Source organism: Streptosporangium sp. CA-135522, assembly GCF_050949235.1.
Taxonomy (GTDB): Bacteria; Actinomycetota; Actinomycetes; order Streptosporangiales; family Streptosporangiaceae; genus Streptosporangium.
This window is the reverse complement of the sequence record NZ_CP192026.1, coordinates 7,294,960-7,310,622: the sequence shown is the minus strand read 5'-3', so window position 1 is coordinate 7,310,622 and position 15,663 is coordinate 7,294,960. Positions and strand designations below refer to the sequence as shown.

The following is a 15,663-nucleotide window of genomic DNA, read 5'->3' as shown; positions in this document are numbered from 1 at the left end:
ATGGAGTACGGTTCGATTCATGGCGTCGCCGTATATCGAACTCGCGGTCGGAGACAGGGTCGTCAAGGTCACCAACCCCGACAAGGTCTATTTCCCGGAGATCGGCGCGACCAAGCGCGAGCTGGTCGAGTATTACGTGAGTGTGGGTGAGGGGGCGCTGCGCGCCCTGTACGACCGCCCCACCTATCTCAAGCGCCATCCCGACGGGGTCGAGACCGAGGGCATCTACCAGAAGCGGATGCCCCCCAAGCACCCCGAGTGGCTGGAGACGGTCACGGTCCGTTTCCCCAGCGATCGCACCGCCGAGGCGCTCCGGGTGACCGAGGTCGCCGCCATCGCCTACTGCGCGAACCTGGGGACCATCGACTTCCATCCCTGGCCGGTCCGCTCCACCGACGTCGACCACCCCGACGAGCTGCGCATCGACATCGACCCTCAGCCCGGCACGGGCTTCGAGGGGGCGCGCAAGGTGGCTCTCGCGGCCGGCGAGATCCTCGGCGAGCTCGGCATGGTCGGCTTTCCCAAGACCTCCGGTAGCCGTGGCGTCCACATCGCCGTGCGGATCGAGCCGCACTGGGACTTCATCCAGGTGCGTCACGCCGGCATCGCCTTCGCCCGCGAGGTGGAGCGCCGCGTGCCCGACCTGGCCACCACCGCGTGGTGGAAGGAGGAGCGGGGGGAGCGGATCTTCATCGACTACAACCAGAACGCCCGCGACCGGACCGTGGCCGCCGCCTACTCGGTGCGGGCCAAGCCGCACGCCCCGGTCTCGACCCCGCTCACCTGGGACGAGCTGGTGGACGCCGACCCGCGCGACTTCGACATCCGGACGGTCCCGGCCCGGTTCGCCAAGCTGGGCGACGTGCACGCCGCCATCGACGAACGGGCCTTCTCGATCGAGACCCTGCTGGAGTGGTTCGAGCGCGACGACCGCGGGGACATGCCCTACCCGCCGAACTATCCGAAGATGCCCGGCGAGCCGAAGCGGGTGCAGCCCAGCAAGGCGCGCGACGATTCCGGCGGCTGACCGCTCCGGCGCCGGTCGCCTCGCCCGGCGCGGGGTCCGGTCACCGTCAGGGTCGGCGGCGGGGTCGCCGGCGGGTCATCGTCAGGGGCCCCGCCGTGGTCGATCAGGGGTCGCGAGGCAGGCCCAGGGCGCGTTCGGCGATGATGTTGAGCTGGACCTCGGTGGTGCCGCCGCCGATGGTGAAGGCCCGGGTGGTGAGGATCATCCGGTTCCAGTACGGCGAGGCGGGCGCGAGCGACCAGCAGAATTCGGAGATCGCCTGTGAGTGGCGCATGCCGAGGAGCTTGCGGACGCTGGAGGCGGTCGCGGAGTCACCGCCGGACAGCTGGGAGAGGATGACGCGCAGGCCGAGGGCGGACAGGGCCTGACCTGAGGCCCACAGGCGTCCGGCCTCTTCCAGGGCGGCCGGACGCAGGGCGTCGGGGCCGCCGAGCTCACCGATCAGCCTGACCATGTCGGTGTGCCGGGAGCCGGGCCCCCAGGAGTCTCCGAGGGCGACACGCTCGTGGGAGAGGGTGTCGCGGGCGACCCGCCAGCCCCGGTCGACCTCCCCGACGACAAGGTCGTCGGGGACGAAGACGTCGTCGAGGAAGACCTCGTTGAAGATCTCCTCGCCGTTGATCTCCTTCAGGGGGCGGACGGTCACGCCGGGGGAGGACATGTCGACCAGGAAATAGGTGATCCCCTCGTGCTTGGGGGCGGCGGGGTCGGTCCTGGCCAGGCAGATGGCCCAGTGGGCCCACTGGGCCAGGGAGTTCCAGATCTTCTGGCCGCTCAGTGACCAGCCCCCCTCGACCCGGACGGCCTTGGTGGACAGGGAGGCGAGGTCGGAGCCGGCGCCGGGCTCGCTGAAGAGCTGGCACCACATGATCTCGCCGGTCAAGGTTTTCGGCAGGAAACGCTCCTGCTGCTCGGCGGTGCCGTAGCGGACGATCGAGGGAACGGCCCAGGCGGCGATGCCGAGGTTGGGCCGCTTGAGGTCCCGGAACTCCTGGTGGATGACGACCTGCTCCAGCGGAGAGGCCGCGCGACCCCAGGGCCTGGGCAGGTACGGCATGATCCAGCCCTCGCCGGCGAAGCGGGCGAGCCTTTCCAGCGGTTGCGCCTCGGCCAGCGAGGCCGCCGAGGCCCTGATCCTCTCCCGGAGCGCCTCGGCCTCCTCGGGCAGGTCGGGCTCCATCGGCCGCCGGACCCCGGCGGCGGCCAGCCGGGTCACGCGCTCGGCCCACTCGCCCGGGTCACCGCTCAGCGCCCGCAGGGACAGCGCGCGGCGGTAGTAGAGGTGGGCGTCGTGCTCGTAGGTGTAGCCGATGCCGCCCAGGACCTGGATCGCGTCCGCCGTGCACCGTACGGCGGCGTCGGCGGCGAGCACCCCGGCCGAGCCGGTCGCGAGCGCCGCCTCGTCGGCGGGACCGGTGCCGTCGAGCGCCCGGGCGGCGTCCCACACCGCGGCGCGGGCGTGTTCGAGGGCGACGAGCATCGCGGCACACCTGTGCTTGACGCCCTGGAACTGGCCGATCGGGCGGCCGAACTGCTCGCGGACCCTGGCGTGTCCGGCGGCGGTGGCCACCGCCCAGGCCGCCACCCCGCAGGCGTCGGCGCCGAGCAGGACGGCCGCCAGGTCCGCCACGAGGCCGGAGGTCACTCCCGCCAGCACCCGGTCGTCCGGTACGGCATGCGCGGTCACGGCCGTCAGCGGCCGCGACAGGTCGAGGCCGTCGACGCCCCAGGTCTCGCAGTCGGCCCGGTCGAGGGCGGCCCAACGGCCGTCGGGAAGCGGCAGGACGAACAGGTCGGCACCGGGGGAGCCGAGCGCGGTCGCGGCCGGGTCCGCCGCGGCCGCGCGCACCCCGCCGGGCAGGGCGACGGCGGCGGTCAGGGTGCCGTCGGCCAGGGCGGCGAGCAGGCCGCGCACCGCGGGGGACGCCGTCATGGCACGGATGACGATCGCGGACGCCAGGCCCGTGGGGAGGTGGGAGCCCGGAGCGCAGTGCTCACCGAGGGCCTCCAGGGCGACGGCCAGCTCCAGCAGTCCGCCGCCCTGCCCGCCGTACTCCTCGGGCAGGTGGAGCCCGAGGAGCCCCTGAGCGGCCAGGGCGGCGCGGAAGGGCTCGTGGTCCATGCCCCGCGCCCTGATGTTCCGCCCGGCGAAGCCGTGAACCGAGGCCGCGAGCGCCTGATGTTCTCCGGTGAGTCCGATGCCCATGCGCAGACTCTAGAACGATATTCGGTTCACCGTAAGGGGGAGTCACCGTGGGCCCCGCGCCGTCTCGCCCCCGTCCCGTCCCGCGTGCCACCCCGTGTCACTCCCCGCGCCACCCCCTGTCAGTCCGCGCGCTCGCCGGCCCGCGCGTCCGCGGGGCGGCTCACGACTGGATGATCGCGGCCTTCTCCCGGGTGTACTCCAGCACGGCGTCGTGTCCGTACCCGGAGTCCTTGACGCCGCCGAAGGGCAGGCCGGGTGGCATCTGGCGGAAGGTGTTCACCCAGACCGTGCCGCTCTGCAGATCGCGGATGAAGCGCTGGGCGCGGCCGAGGTCGCGGGTCCACACGCCCGCCGCGAGCCCGTAGGCGGAGTCGTTGGCGATGGCCAGGGCCTCGTCGTCGGTGTCGAACGGCAGGGCCACGGCCACCGGGCCGAAGATCTCCTCCTGGCAGACGCGCAGCGTGTTGTCGGAGGTGGTGAACAGCGTCGGGGCCACCCAGTAACCACCGGGCAGGGAGGGGACGACATCGGCTCCGGTCTGGCCGCCGAACACCAGCTCGGCCCCCTCCTTCTCGGCGATGTCGAGGTAGGAGGTGACCCGTTCGTACTGGCCCTCGGACACGATCGGGCCCATCGTGGTGGCCATGTCGAGGGGATCGGCCAGCTTGACGTGCGCCGCGATCGTGGTGATCCGTTCGATCATCTCGTCCCAGACCGAGCGGTGGATCAAGATGCGGGACCCGGCCACGCATACCTGCCCGGCGTTGCCGGTGTAGATCGAGTTCACCGTCACGCCCTGGGCGGCGGCGTCCAGGTCGGCGTCGGGGAAGACGATGTTCGGGGACTTGCCGCCGAGCTCGAACGTCAGCGGCTTCAGATGGTCGGCCGACGCCCGGGTGATGGCCTGGCCGGTCTGGGTGGAGCCGGTGAGGCTGATCTTGTTGACCCCCCGGTGCCGGACCAGTGGATCCCCGACGTCCTCACCGAGGCCGCTGACGATGTTGAGCACGCCGGGCGGGAGCACCTCGGCCAGCAGCTCGCCCAGTCGCAGCACGGAGGCGCAGGCCTGCTCGGCGGGCTTGACGATCACCGTGTTGCCCGCTGCCAGCGCGTAGGCCGCCTTGGCGGAGAACGTCGAGACGGGGGAGTTCCACGGGATGATGCACAATGCCACGCCGTACGGCTCGCGCCGGGTGAGGCCCATGCTGCCGGGGCCGAGGATCACGGTCTCGCCCTTGACCGCGTCGAGCACCTGGCCGGCGGCGATCTGCCACAGGTGGGTCATGCCGGGCAGGTCCTTCTTCAGCGTGTCCCGCAGGATTCGGCCGTTGTCGGTGGTCTCGATCCTGGCCAGCTCCTCGGCGTGCCGGGCGAAGACTCCGGCCACCTCGCGCAGGAAGTGCGCCCGGCCGAGCGCGGGCATGCCCGACCACGCCGGGAACGCCTTGCGCGCCGCCGCGACGGCGGCCTCGGCGTCGGCCCTGCCGCCGGCCGGGACGCGAGCCCACACCTCGCCGGTGGCCGGGTTGACCGAGTCCAGGGTGCGGCCGTCGGCCGCGGCCACCAGCCGCCCGCCGATCAGGTTGCGGTACTCGTTCACTGCTCACTCCCGCGTCAGCCGTACAGAAACGTGACCAAGCGTACGCTTGCTTGACTAGGTGGGAAAGCGGAATCCATGATCAGAGGTTCTAGGGTCAGCCGCATTGATCCGATTAGGTCATGGGGAGACCGAATGCCGGTGATACATCCGTTGCGTGCAGACGACCCCGGTTATCTGGGCGCCTCTCGCCTGCTGGGACGCATCGGGGCGGGTGGGCAGGGGGTCGTCCATCTCGCCGAGTCGCCCTCCGGGGAACGGGCGGCGGCCTCTGGAGCCGTCCAAGGAGAATCTCTGGAGCCGTCCAAGGGGAAGGATCGCGTGCTGGACTGCTCGCTGACCCCCGGCGCCGACGGCGGTCCCGTCATCGTCGACTATGACTCCGCGAACCGGTCGGGATACGTGACCGGCGTCATCTCGGGCTTCGAGGGGAGCGGCCGCTCCCCTCGTGTGCGCTCGCCCTACTTCAACGACGAGATCCTGGAGGTCTACCACCGCGTGTCGGACGCGCGCACCGAGGTCCTCTGAGGCCGGGACGGAAACGAAGGACGCCGGCATCCTCGCCGTTGCCATCGGGTCGTGTGATCACCTCGAGCATGCCCCCGCCGGTCCGATCCGGTCAGCTCGTTCCCGGCCGGGTGAAGCCCAGGCGGTGGCTTGGGTAGCCGTTGTAGCTCTCGATGCGGACTACCGAGTGCGAATTGGGGGCATGGATCATCGTTTTCTGCTCGGGATCGAGCACGATACCGACGTGGTCGGCCACTCCGTCTCCGTCGTTGTCGAAGAAAATGAGGTCTCCGGCCTGTTCCTTACCATCGGGGATGCGCGGGCCATGTAGCCATTGGTCGTTGGCGACCCGGGGGATGCCGATGCCGGCCGCCTCGTACGCACGCAGCGTCAGCCCGGAGCAGTCGAAGGTGTCCGGCCCGGTCGCGCCCCAGACGTAGCGATCGCCGCGCTGATTGAGCGCATAGTCGACGACTGCCTGGGCACGGGGGTTTGGGGCCAGGCTGCGGGCGTTCGGCGGAACTTCGAGGCCCGGGGACGGGGAGCCGCCGCCTGATCCGCCCGAGCCGTATCCGCTGCCGCCGGTCTGCGGACCGGAACCGTACCCGCTGCCGCCGGTCTGCTGCTCCGGGCCATTGCCGCCCCTGTAGGCCGCCAGTTGGGTGCCACCTAGAGGGTGGAAGTCCGGGTCGGGCGTCCAGCGCATCGACGGGCTGTTCTCCGGATAGAAATCCTGGCCGGTGGGGGCGGGGATGGAGGAGAAGAACTTGACGTCTTCGCCGAGAAGTTTGCTGATCTCGTCGGTCGCGTCCTCTACGGCCTTGATCGCTCGCTGTTTCGGCCCGTCGGGCTTCTCCAGCTCCCCCACGGCCTGGGTCACTTTGGATCTGATGCTCGTCATCGAGATCGTGTCGCTGTCGGAGTCCTTGCGCTGTTCGTCCAGCCAGGCGCGGGTTCTGTTGTAGATCGCCTGGGCCTCGCCCTTGGCGGTTTCCAGCGCGGTTCCCGCGGTGTCCAGCTTGCCGGCACAGCTCGTCAGCGCGCTGTTGAGATCTGTGCCTTCCCGGGGATACCTGGCCATGTAGGTGGCGAAGCTATCGGCGGCGTCGCCGTTCCAGGCGTCGTTCACGGTGCTGACCGCGCGTTTGAGGGCACCGGTGTGCGTGGTGACATCGGTGGTCAGCGTCCGCCAGCGCGCCGAGATCTTGGAGATCTCGGACTGGTCACCGGTCAGCTCGTTGATGACGTGCTGAATGGGCCCGAGATAGCTGTCCCACATGTCCGTCACGCCTGCTCCGCTCCGGAGTCCGGGTGGTCGATCCTGCGGATGTTCTCAACGACCTTGTGCAGGGCCGCCTCGACCTTGTTCAAGTTCTGCTGGACATGCCGGGTCTCAGAGTTGATCTTTTTCTCAAGCGTGTTGACGGCCTGGACGAGCTTGCCGGACTTGCCGTCGAGCGCCCCGAAGCAGGAACCGGCGCTCGCCGGACCCTCGTCGGCCAGGCTCTTGAACTGGTTCGCGACAGAGTTGACCGCGGTCGCGCAGTCCTCCAGCGCGTCGAAGTAGATATCGAGCCCTGCCATGACAGCCCCACCCGTATGCCCCATAGACACCATTCGCCCCAGAAATCTATCACTTTTGATCATCAATGCGGAGTAGCCGTGATCCGGGCGGGCGCGATGCGGCTAAGGGGCGGGCGATGGCCAAGGTGGGTGGCCGATCGTGAAAGAAAACGGCCTATATGGGCATTTGCCTCCGTTTCAGGGGAAGTCGAACCGCGCGAGTGCGGAGAACGCGAGGCCCGCAGGGCGCGAACCGCGCTCAGCGGTCGATGACCCACGAAACGGAACCTAGCGCCGCCGACCGAGGGCGAAGGCGGCGTTCACCCCCACGATGCCGAGCCACAGGATCAGTATCACCACCACGGGGATGTTTTCGCCGCTGGTGACGGCGATGCCGGCCGTCGCCGACACGCCGAACACCAGGGAGACGATGGACAGCGCCAGCCGCTGGCCGGCGTCCACGGACGGGCGGACCGCCGGGGCCTCCTTGCGGGAGCGGGCGGTGATCCGGTCTTCGACCCGCCGGTCGATCTCCTGGTCCATCTTGTCCAGGAAGCCCTCGACCAGGGAGTCTTCGTAGTCGGGGCCGAGGTCGCGGCGGGCCGCGACGGCGGCTCGCAGCTCGTCGTCAGAGGAGGATGATCTCGCCATGGTCGAGATATATCGTTTCTCGACGCCCGTGTCTACGCGAATGCCGCTTACCCGGCCAGGATGTCGTCCAGATCATAGGAGAGCGGCCGCTCGAGCTGCTCGTAGGTGCACGACCGGGGGGTGCGGTCCGGGCGCCAGCGGCGGAACTGGGCGGTGTGCCGGAAACGGCGACCCTCCATGTGGTCGTAGGCGACCTCCACCACCAACTCCGACCGCAGGGGCACGAAGGACAGGTCCTTGGTGGCGCTCCACTTGGAGATCGCGCCGGGCAGCGATTCGGCGCTCCAGGGATGGCCGTCCTGGCTCACGTAGGGGGCGAGCTCCTCGACCAGCTCGGCCCGGCGCTTCATCGGGAAGGACGCCGCGACACCGACGTGGTGGAGCGCGCCCTCGGAGTCGTAGAGCCCCAGAAGCAGGGAGCCGACCACCGGGCCCGACTTGTGCCACCGATATCCGGCCACCACCGCGTCGGCCGTCCGCTCGTGCTTGACCTTCGTCATCACCCTCTTGTCCGGCTGGTACGGCAGGCCGCCCGGCTTGACCACGATGCCGTCCAGCCCGGCGCCCTCGAACGTGTCGAACCACTCGGCCGCCCGCTCCTCGGACGTGGTGACCGGCGTCAGCCGCACGGCATGCCCCGCGGCGTGTCCCGCACTGCCGAAGATCTCCTCCAGCCTCGCGCGGCGGGTGGCGAACGGGGCCTCCATCAGGGACTCCTCACCCAGGGCGAGCAGGTCGAAGGCGACGAACGACGCCGGGGTCTCCTCGGCCAGCAGCTTCACCCGGGAGGCGGCCGGGTGGATGCGCTGCTGCAGGGCCTCGAAGTCGAGGATCTGGCCGCCGCGGACGACGATCTCCCCGTCCACCACCACCCGGTCGGGCAGCTCCGCCCGCACCGCCTCGACCAGCTCGGGGAAGTAACGGGTGAACGGACGCTCGTTGCGGCTGCCGAGGTAGACCTCGTCCCCGTCACGGAAGACGATGCAGCGGAAACCGTCCCACTTGGGCTCGTAGAACAGGGTGCCGTCCTGCGGCGGCAGGCTCTTGACGGGCTTGGCCAGCATCGGCGCGAGCGGCGGTGCTATCGGCAGGTTCATGCGATCGTCCCGTCCGGCCGTCCGGCGACGCGAACCCGATCGCGGTACCCGGCCGAACCCCGGTCGCGACGTCCGACGGCGAACTCACCTTGCTCGTCCACTACGGCTCCGAACATGTGTCGTCGTGCTCGACGGTGAACTCACCTCGCCGGTTCACCAGGGCTCCGAATATATCGGGTGAACAGGAAACCCTCCTCTTCCAAAATGTGCACCAGGCGAAGGCGGGTGAGCGAGGCCGGGCCGTCGAGGACCCGCGCGGCGTCCCCGCCGACCAGCATCGGACTGAGCGTGAGGCAGAGCTCGTCCACCAGGCCGGCCGCGGCGAGCTGAGCGTTGATCTTCGGTCCGCCCTCGCACAGCACCCGCTCCAGGCCGCGCCGGCCGAGCTCCTCGACCGCCGCCGCCAGGTCCACCCGCTCGTGCCCGGCCACGATCACCTCGGCGTGCCTGGCCGCCTCCGCCCGCCGCTCCCGGGGCGCGGCCTCGCAGGTGACGACGATCGTCCGCGCGTCCGGCTCGGCCTCGGTGAACAGCGGGGCCGCCAGATCCAGGTCGAGGCGCCGGGTCACCACGGCCACCGGCGGGGCGGCCGAGCGGCCCTCGCGCAGCGGGCGCCACGACTCCCTCGGCCGGGCCGGGCCGTACCCCTCGGCCCGCACGGTCGCCGCTCCCGCCATGACCACGTCGGCCAGCCCGCGCAACACCCCGAAGACCCGCCGGTCGCCCTTGCCGGACAGCCCGCCGGACAACCCCTCCAGCCAGGTTCCGCCGTCGGCGCTGGCCACCATGTTGACCCGGACGCACCGGCCGTCCGGGTAGGCGTAGGCCCGCGCGAGATCGACGTCGCCGGAGGCCGTGGGATGGATGAGGCGCATCCTCCTACCCTGGCACAGTGGCCGCCCCGGAGGTTCCCGGCACTCTCGATAACGGATTCGACGCACCGCGTGACTTCGGTTGACCGTCGTTACATGATTCGTTCAGGGAGATCCGGGAGGGTTCGTGGGGCTGATCGCGATCGTGACATGGCTGATCACCGCGATGGTCGGGATATACCTGCTGTATCTGTGGCTGTCGGGCGGAGGACTGCGCCAGCAACGGACGAAGGTCACCCGTTTCCCCGCCGTGCTGGTCTTCGCCCATCCGAGCCTGGCGATCTCCGCCTTGGCCTGCTGGACCCTCTACGTGCTCACCTCGGAACCGGCCCTGGCGTGGCTGTCGTTCGGGGTGCTCGCGGCCTCCGCGCTGCTGGGCTTCACCATGTTCACCCGCTGGCTGGGCGGTGGCCGTCACGCGCGCGGCGCCGAGCAGCGCTTCCCCGTCCTCGCCGTCCTGCTGCACGGCGTGGCCGGGGTCACCACGTTCGTCCTGGTGCTGCTCACCGCCGCGATCGCGACCGGTCTCTAGGTTCGGGGGCAGCGCAGGATCTGCATGGAGCGCGAGGTCACCGGGACCGCGGCCTCCGGCGGCCAGAACCTCCCGGCGGAGTGCCCGGCCCCGGGCCCGTCGTCGGCGGTGTCCAGAACGGTCTGCCATCCCGTTCCGTACTTGGCGTCGGGCACGGCGAAGTCCATGTCCTCGTGATGGCCGTTGATCAGCAGCAGGAACGAGTCGTCCAGGATCGGCTCACCGCGCGGGCCCGGCTCGGTGATGGCGTCGCCGTTCAGGAAGACGGCCAGCGACTTGGCGTATCCGGTGTGCCAGTCGGAGGCCGACATCTCCTCCCCGGACGGAGTGAGCCAGACGATGTCGCGGGTGCCGTCCTCGGCCTTTCGGCCGTGGAAGAACCTGCGCCGCTGGAAGACGGGGTGCTCGCGCCGCAGCCCGGACAGCGCCCTGACGAAGGACAGCAGCTCCTTCTCGTCCCCGACCAGGGACCAGTCGACCCAGGAGATCTCGTTGTCCTGGCAGTAGGCGTTGTTGTTGCCGCCCTGGGTCCGCCCGAACTCGTCGCCCGCCAGGAGCATCGGCACGCCCTGGGAGATGAACAGGGTGGCCAGGTAGTTACGGCGCTGACGACGGCGCAGCCGCATGATCTCCGGATCGTCCACCGGCCCCTCGGCCCCGCAGTTCCACGACCGGTTGTCGTCGGTGCCGTCGCGGTTGTTCTCCTCGTTGGCCTCGTTGTGCTTGCGGTCGTAGGAGACCAGATCGGTCAGGGTGAACCCGTCGTGGCAGGTGACGAAGTTGATGGAGGCCACCGGGCGGCGGCCCGAGGTGGCGTAGAGGTCGGCGGAGCCGGTCAGCCGGGAGGCGAACTCGGGCAGGGCGGAGCCGCTCCCGCGCCAGAAGTCGCGCACGCTGTCGCGGTATTTGCCGTTCCACTCCGTCCACAGGGGCGGGAAGTTGCCGACCTGGTAGCCGCCGGGGCCGACGTCCCACGGCTCGGCGATCAGCTTCACCTGGGAGATCACCGGGTCCTGCTGGATCAGGTCGAAGAAGGCGCTCAGCCGGTCCACGTCGTGCAGCTCGCGGGCGAGCGCGGCGGCCAGGTCGAAGCGGAACCCGTCCACGTGCATCTCCATGACCCAGTAGCGCAGCGAGTCCATGATGAGCTGCAGGGCGTGCGGGGAGCGGACGTTGAGGGAGTTGCCGCAGCCGGTGTAGTCGAGGTAGTAGCGCCGGTCGCCGTCGTGCAGCCGGTAGTAGGCCGTGTTGTCGATGCCCCGGAAACCGAGCGTGGGCCCCATGTGGTCGCCCTCGGCCGTGTGGTTGTAGACCACGTCGAGAATGACCTCGATGCCGGCCTCGTGCAGGGCCCGCACCATCGCCTTGAACTCCAGCACCTGCTCGCCACGCTGCCCCGAGCTGGAGTAGGCGTTGTGCGGCGCCAGATAGGCGATCGTGTTGTAGCCCCAGTAGTTGGTCAGCCCCCGGGCGACCATGGCGTGCTCGGGCACGAACTGGTGCACCGGCATCAGCTCGACCGCGGTGACGCCCAGGCTCAGCAGGTGCTCGATGACCGCCGGATGCCCCAGGGCCGCGTAGGTGCCGCGCTGCTCCTCGGGAACCGCCGGATGGCGCATGGTGAGCCCGCGCACGTGCGCCTCGTAGATGACGGTCTGGTGGTACGGCGTGCGGGGCAGCCGGTCGTCTCCCCACTCGAAGAACGGGTTGACCACCACGTTCTTCGGCATGAAGGGGGCGCTGTCGGCGTCGTTGCGCAGGGTCGGGTCGGTGAACGGATAGGAGAACAGCGCCTCGTTCCACGCCAGGTCACCCTCGACGGCCTTGGCGTAGGGATCCAGGAGCAGTTTGGCGGGGTTGCACCGGTGACCGCTGGAAGGCTCGTGGGCGCCGTGGACGCGGTAGCCGTACCGCTGCCCGGGCGTGACTCCCGGGAAGTAGCCGTGCCAGACGAACCCGTCGACCTCGGGCAGGTCGACGCGTTCCTCACGGCCGTCGTCTCCGAAAAGGCACAGCTCGACTCGCTCGGCCACCTCGGAGAACACCGAAAAGTTGGTGCCCACGCCATCCCAGGTGCCGCCGAGTGGATACGGCTCTCCAGGCCAGACTTCGCGCATGCGGCCCTATTCTCCTCCAGTTAGGCCCTCGTGCGCAGGGTGTTGTCGTTCTTGTCACCCTGATGCGCCGGGGGAATGCGAGTGGCCGGACCGGCCCGGCCCGCCTTTCGGAGCATCGGGGGAGCTCACGAGGTGCTCAGGTCTTCTTCGGCTGCCTGCCCTCCGGTCAGATCGGGGTCGGATCGAACCTGGCGGTCCTCAGCCAGGTGACCGCGACCGGGGCACGACGCCATCGGGTGCCCCGGATTCCCCATGGGGTGCCCGGCAGGGCGGGGATGCCTGAGTGTATGTGCCCCCGGGCAGTGTGCGGGACACCCGGCAAGGCCGGGACCTGCGCGTTCACCGCGTTCACCGCGTTCGGCCCGGAAGGTGACGGGCGGGGCCGCCCGGTGGCCACGCCCGCCCGCCGGGGCGGGAGCGGCCATCGGGTGGGGCGATCAGCTCAGCAGCTCGGCGTTGAGGCTGATCGTCGTGCCGGCGAGGGCCTTGCTCACCGGGCAGTTGGCCTTGGCGGTCTCGGCCGCCTGCTGGAACTCCTCGGCGGACAGGCCGGGAACCTGGGCGCGAACCGAGATGACGATCCCGGTGATGCCCTCGCCCGGCTGGAAGGTCACATCCGCCTTGGTCTCCACCGTCTGCGGAGGGGTGCCGGCCTGCGCCAGCCCGTGCGACAGGGCCATTGAGAAGCAGGAGGAGTGGGCGGCCGCGATGAGCTCCTCCGGCGAGGTCTTGCCGTTGGCCTGCTCGGCGCGCGAGGGCCAGGACACGTCGAACGTGCCCACCCCGGAGGAGTCGAGCGAAACGGTGCCCGAACCGTCGAGCAGCGCACCCTTCCACTGAGTCGTCGCGGTACGTGTCGTCGCCATGGCGATGTCCTTTCGATCACGAAGCGTTAGCCATCAACGACCCTACTCGCCGGGATCATGGTGATCGTCCCCGGAGCGCTCGTTGCCCCGGCCGGCCCCCGTCCGCCGCCCGGCCCGCGCGGCCGGCCGTGACTTTCCGTTGCCGTTCGTGTGGAATCTGTAATCGAACCCTTGGTGTCGGACGTAAGAACGGTGACGGCATGTGGGGAAGGGGCGGCCGTGTCGGAGGACGACGAGGAGAAATGGTTCGATTGGATGTTCCGCACCTTCTATGAACCCGTGTGGGCGTACGCGGCACGTCGTGTCGGCCTCGTGGCTGCCGACGACATCGCCTCCTGCACCTTCCACACCGCCTGGCGCAAGAGGGAAGGCGTCCCCAGGGACGACGACCGGGCCGTCATCGCCTGGCTGTACCGCGTGGCGTGGGGACACGTGAGAAACGCCACCCGCGGCGAGCGCCGCAGACAGCGCCTGGCGGCACTGATGAGGCAGCTGCCGCCAGGCTCGCCCGAGGGCGGTAGCGGTGGCGGGGTGGAGATCCGGACCGCGATGGAGACGGCCATGGCGCGGCTGCGTCCCAAGGACGGCGAGATCCTCCGCCTGCACTACTGGGAGGACCTCGCGATCGACGAGATCGGCGGGATTCTCGGCCTGACCCCCAACGCGGTCCGGGTGCGACTGTGCCGGGCCCGGCTGAGGCTGGGCGAGCTCCTGCGCGCGCCGCGCCCGCAGCCCGGGAAGGGAGAGCGATGAAGAAGGAGGACCACGACGAGATCCGCGAGCTGATGATCCGGCACAACCCGGTCCCGCCGCACAAGGCGGCCGGCAGATTCGGCGCCGACGAGGAGGAGGAGATCATCCGGCGGATCCTGCGCGAGCGCGCCCACCGGCGGCTGCGGGGCAGGGGGCCGGCCCTCGCCGTCACGGCCCTCGGGATCGTCGTGGCGATGGCGATCCCCTTCCGGATCCCGGCCGAGCCCCGGCGTGCACCCCTGCCCGCCGGCGACGCGCCGGCGCCCGGCCTCGCCGGTCGCGTCGGTCCGGAGGTCACGCAGGACCTGGCGAGGATCACGCACATCTCGGCCGCCGAACCCCTGCGCGAACCGTCGCCGCGCCCGATGGCGTCCTTTCCGCAGGCCTCCACAAGGCTGTTGGAACTGGCCGCCCTCGCCGAAGGCCGGTCGCGCCCCGAGGCGGGCCCGTGGAGCTATGTCAGGACCGAGGAATGGCTGCTGGCCACCACCGTGGGGCCGGACAGCACGACCTCGCAGATCACGCCGTGGGTGGTCCGGCGGTGGACGCCGGTGCGCGGGCGGGGGACCTACCACACGACGAGAACGGCGGGCAGGCCCTTCGGAGACGGCGGCTGGGCCGGGATCACGCCCGAGGCCCGGCACTCGGCGCCCGGACCGGCCCAGGACACGGGTCGGACGGCGGATCTGCGACCGCGGGCGGCCGAGCTGTCCCGATCCGGACCACGGCTTCGGGCGCAGCTCCTCGACGCCGAGCCGCAGACCACGATGACGCGGACGCGCCGCCTCGTTCGGGCGATGGAGAACCTGTACTCCTACGACGTCGTCGAGCCGGCGCTGGCGGCGGAGCTGTGGCGGGTCTTCGCGGCTCAGGACGACCTGAGGTCGCTCGGGCGGCTCAGGGACCGGGCGGGAAGGCCGGGACAGGCGTTCGGGTTCGAGGACGGGCCGTTGCTGGGGGTGTTCGTGGTCAGCGCGGCGACCGGAGGCCTGCTCGCGACCGAGCTCATCCGGCTCCCGGGCGGAAACGACCCCGGGAGCCGGCGTCCCGCCGTCGAGGAATACCGGACGTATGCCGTCAGCACCTGGGTCGACGGCGAAGGGAAGACGTCGTGACCGGCGTGGCGGGCGCGGCTGTTCAGAGGGCGTGACATTCGCGCTGGGTGGGGTGGGCGTTCACCCAGCGCTGCTCGCCGACGTGGCTCGCGTCGCCGTATCCCTCACCCGGGGCGAAACAGGTCCCGCGTTCGCCGGGGTCTCTCTTCACGAAGAAAACGAAAGACCGATCGTTCTTTATGGACATGATAATGCCCGTCCCGTTCAGCTTTCTCGTTCCCGTCGCCTTGATGGCCTGGCGCGATCCCTCGAACGCCCGGCGATCATAAAGACACACCGCGTTGTCGAGGATTCCGTCCTCGTCGCAGTCGCGTTCCATGTTCCGGCGGGCGGCGCCGCATGAGGAGGGCCGGAATGTGATCACTTCCGCGCCGTCGTCGTAGGAGAGTGCGTTCGGTGGGACGAACCGGCCGTTCGGAGCCCTCTCCAGCTGGGCCGCGACCGCTCGGGCGGTGTCGATCTCACAGTGGGACGGCGGCCTCCCCTCGGCGGCACGGGCCGTGGCCGGGCCGGGAGTCGCGGTGAGGAAACCCGAGAGAAGGACGGCGCACGCAGCGCCCGAACCCTTGATGTCGATTCTCATGATTAATCCTTTTTCGAGGGGAACCGGTCATGGCTGCGATATCCGATCGGCTTTCGAGGGCCGAGGATAGACCGGTGAACGGGACGCGCGCCGGTAAAGGATCGCGCTCTTTCCGCAACGAACATCCGCGCATCTGCCGGTAATGAACGGCTCCCCGGCGGACGTTTACCACCGGAA

General features: G+C 70.1%; 15 protein-coding genes. 5 read left to right on the top strand and 10 right to left on the bottom strand.

Annotation, left to right across the window (positions count from 1 at the left end; translation table 11 throughout):
* Window positions 1-19 precede the first annotated feature (19 nt).
* Window positions 20-1,027 (top strand): non-homologous end-joining DNA ligase, encoded by a 1,008-nt coding sequence (ligD, locus tag ACQPYK_RS34675; RefSeq protein WP_433240549.1) that lies wholly within the window; start codon window positions 20-22, stop codon window positions 1,025-1,027.
* A gap of 103 nt (window positions 1,028-1,130) precedes the next feature.
* Here the strand turns inward: ligD and ACQPYK_RS34670 are convergent, their stop codons facing one another.
* Window positions 1,131-3,233 carry an acyl-CoA dehydrogenase family protein gene (locus ACQPYK_RS34670; protein WP_433240546.1) on the bottom strand — a complete coding sequence of 701 codons (2,103 nt, stop codon included), beginning with the start codon at window positions 3,231-3,233 and terminating at the stop codon, window positions 1,131-1,133.
* Between the two features lie 160 nt (window positions 3,234-3,393).
* On the bottom strand, window positions 3,394-4,833 hold the full coding sequence (locus ACQPYK_RS34665) for an aldehyde dehydrogenase family protein (RefSeq protein WP_433240543.1): 1,440 nt from the start codon (window positions 4,831-4,833) through the stop codon (window positions 3,394-3,396).
* Between the two features lie 132 nt (window positions 4,834-4,965).
* Here ACQPYK_RS34665 and ACQPYK_RS34660 point away from each other — a divergent pair, with 132 nt between their 5' ends.
* Window positions 4,966-5,358: a hypothetical protein gene (locus ACQPYK_RS34660; RefSeq protein ID WP_433240540.1), complete on the top strand. Its 393-nt coding sequence runs from the start codon at window positions 4,966-4,968 to the stop codon at window positions 5,356-5,358.
* A gap of 91 nt (window positions 5,359-5,449) precedes the next feature.
* Here ACQPYK_RS34660 and ACQPYK_RS34655 read toward each other — a convergent pair whose 3' ends face one another.
* From ACQPYK_RS34655 to ACQPYK_RS34635, 5 genes are all read right to left on the bottom strand, one after another.
* Window positions 5,450-6,616 (bottom strand): NlpC/P60 family protein, encoded by a 1,167-nt coding sequence (locus ACQPYK_RS34655; protein ID WP_433259008.1) that lies wholly within the window; start codon window positions 6,614-6,616, stop codon window positions 5,450-5,452.
* Between the two features lie 5 nt (window positions 6,617-6,621).
* Complete coding sequence (locus ACQPYK_RS34650) at window positions 6,622-6,921, bottom strand: hypothetical protein (RefSeq protein ID WP_433240537.1); 300 nt, start codon at window positions 6,919-6,921, stop codon at window positions 6,622-6,624.
* A gap of 267 nt (window positions 6,922-7,188) precedes the next feature.
* Entirely contained in the window at window positions 7,189-7,551 is a 363-nt protein-coding gene (locus ACQPYK_RS34645) for a hypothetical protein (RefSeq protein WP_433240534.1), read from the bottom strand.
* A 47-nt stretch (window positions 7,552-7,598) separates the two neighbouring features.
* Window positions 7,599-8,648 carry an ATP-dependent DNA ligase gene (locus tag ACQPYK_RS34640; protein WP_433240531.1) on the bottom strand — a complete coding sequence of 350 codons (1,050 nt, stop codon included), beginning with the start codon at window positions 8,646-8,648 and terminating at the stop codon, window positions 7,599-7,601.
* A gap of 140 nt (window positions 8,649-8,788) precedes the next feature.
* Window positions 8,789-9,523: a pyrimidine reductase family protein gene (locus ACQPYK_RS34635; RefSeq protein WP_433240528.1), complete on the bottom strand. Its 735-nt coding sequence runs from the start codon at window positions 9,521-9,523 to the stop codon at window positions 8,789-8,791.
* Window positions 9,524-9,647: 124 nt separating this feature from the next.
* Between ACQPYK_RS34635 and ACQPYK_RS34630 the strand changes: the two genes are divergently transcribed.
* Complete coding sequence (locus ACQPYK_RS34630; protein WP_433240525.1) at window positions 9,648-10,052, top strand: hypothetical protein; 405 nt, start codon at window positions 9,648-9,650, stop codon at window positions 10,050-10,052.
* Here the strand turns inward: ACQPYK_RS34630 and glgX are convergent.
* Together glgX and ACQPYK_RS34620 are read right to left on the bottom strand one after the other, a co-directional pair.
* Window positions 10,049-12,169, bottom strand: a complete 2,121-nt coding sequence (gene glgX / locus ACQPYK_RS34625) for a glycogen debranching protein GlgX (RefSeq protein ID WP_433240522.1) — start codon at window positions 12,167-12,169, stop codon at window positions 10,049-10,051. The genes ACQPYK_RS34630 and glgX overlap by 4 nt on opposite strands.
* 437 nt (window positions 12,170-12,606) lie before the next feature.
* Entirely contained in the window at window positions 12,607-13,035 is a 429-nt protein-coding gene (locus ACQPYK_RS34620) for an OsmC family protein (protein ID WP_433240519.1), read from the bottom strand.
* A 219-nt stretch (window positions 13,036-13,254) separates the two neighbouring features.
* Here ACQPYK_RS34620 and ACQPYK_RS34615 point away from each other — a divergent pair, with 219 nt between their 5' ends.
* Both ACQPYK_RS34615 and ACQPYK_RS34610 read left to right on the top strand, forming a co-directional pair.
* Window positions 13,255-13,788, top strand: coding sequence for an RNA polymerase sigma factor (locus ACQPYK_RS34615; protein ID WP_433240516.1), 534 nt, complete (start codon window positions 13,255-13,257; stop codon window positions 13,786-13,788).
* Entirely contained in the window at window positions 13,785-14,903 is a 1,119-nt protein-coding gene (locus ACQPYK_RS34610; RefSeq protein ID WP_433240513.1) for a hypothetical protein, read from the top strand. The genes ACQPYK_RS34615 and ACQPYK_RS34610 overlap by 4 nt, the downstream gene beginning before the upstream one ends.
* A gap of 22 nt (window positions 14,904-14,925) precedes the next feature.
* On the opposite strand, the gene ACQPYK_RS34605 is transcribed toward ACQPYK_RS34610, so the two are convergent.
* Window positions 14,926-15,486, bottom strand: coding sequence for a hypothetical protein (locus ACQPYK_RS34605; protein WP_433240511.1), 561 nt, complete (start codon window positions 15,484-15,486; stop codon window positions 14,926-14,928).
* Window positions 15,487-15,663 lie beyond the last annotated feature (177 nt).

What these genes read in the sequence shown, in the direction of transcription:
- ligD (WP_433240549.1), top strand. Translation starts at nt 20, where the DNA reads ATGGCGTCGCCGTATATCGAACTCGCGGTCGGAGACAGGGTCGTCAAG.
- ACQPYK_RS34670 (WP_433240546.1), bottom strand. Translation starts at nt 3,233, where the DNA reads ATGGGCATCGGACTCACCGGAGAACATCAGGCGCTCGCGGCCTCGGTT.
- ACQPYK_RS34660 (WP_433240540.1), top strand. Translation starts at nt 4,966, where the DNA reads ATGCCGGTGATACATCCGTTGCGTGCAGACGACCCCGGTTATCTGGGC.
- ACQPYK_RS34655 (WP_433259008.1), bottom strand. Translation starts at nt 6,616, where the DNA reads ATGTGGGACAGCTATCTCGGGCCCATTCAGCACGTCATCAACGAGCTG.
- ACQPYK_RS34650 (WP_433240537.1), bottom strand. Translation starts at nt 6,921, where the DNA reads ATGGCAGGGCTCGATATCTACTTCGACGCGCTGGAGGACTGCGCGACC.
- ACQPYK_RS34645 (WP_433240534.1), bottom strand. Translation starts at nt 7,551, where the DNA reads ATGGCGAGATCATCCTCCTCTGACGACGAGCTGCGAGCCGCCGTCGCG.
- ACQPYK_RS34640 (WP_433240531.1), bottom strand. Translation starts at nt 8,648, where the DNA reads ATGAACCTGCCGATAGCACCGCCGCTCGCGCCGATGCTGGCCAAGCCC.
- ACQPYK_RS34635 (WP_433240528.1), bottom strand. Translation starts at nt 9,523, where the DNA reads ATGCGCCTCATCCATCCCACGGCCTCCGGCGACGTCGATCTCGCGCGG.
- glgX (WP_433240522.1), bottom strand. Translation starts at nt 12,169, where the DNA reads ATGCGCGAAGTCTGGCCTGGAGAGCCGTATCCACTCGGCGGCACCTGG.
- ACQPYK_RS34620 (WP_433240519.1), bottom strand. Translation starts at nt 13,035, where the DNA reads ATGGCGACGACACGTACCGCGACGACTCAGTGGAAGGGTGCGCTGCTC.
- ACQPYK_RS34610 (WP_433240513.1), top strand. Translation starts at nt 13,785, where the DNA reads ATGAAGAAGGAGGACCACGACGAGATCCGCGAGCTGATGATCCGGCAC.
- ACQPYK_RS34605 (WP_433240511.1), bottom strand. Translation starts at nt 15,486, where the DNA reads ATGAGAATCGACATCAAGGGTTCGGGCGCTGCGTGCGCCGTCCTTCTC.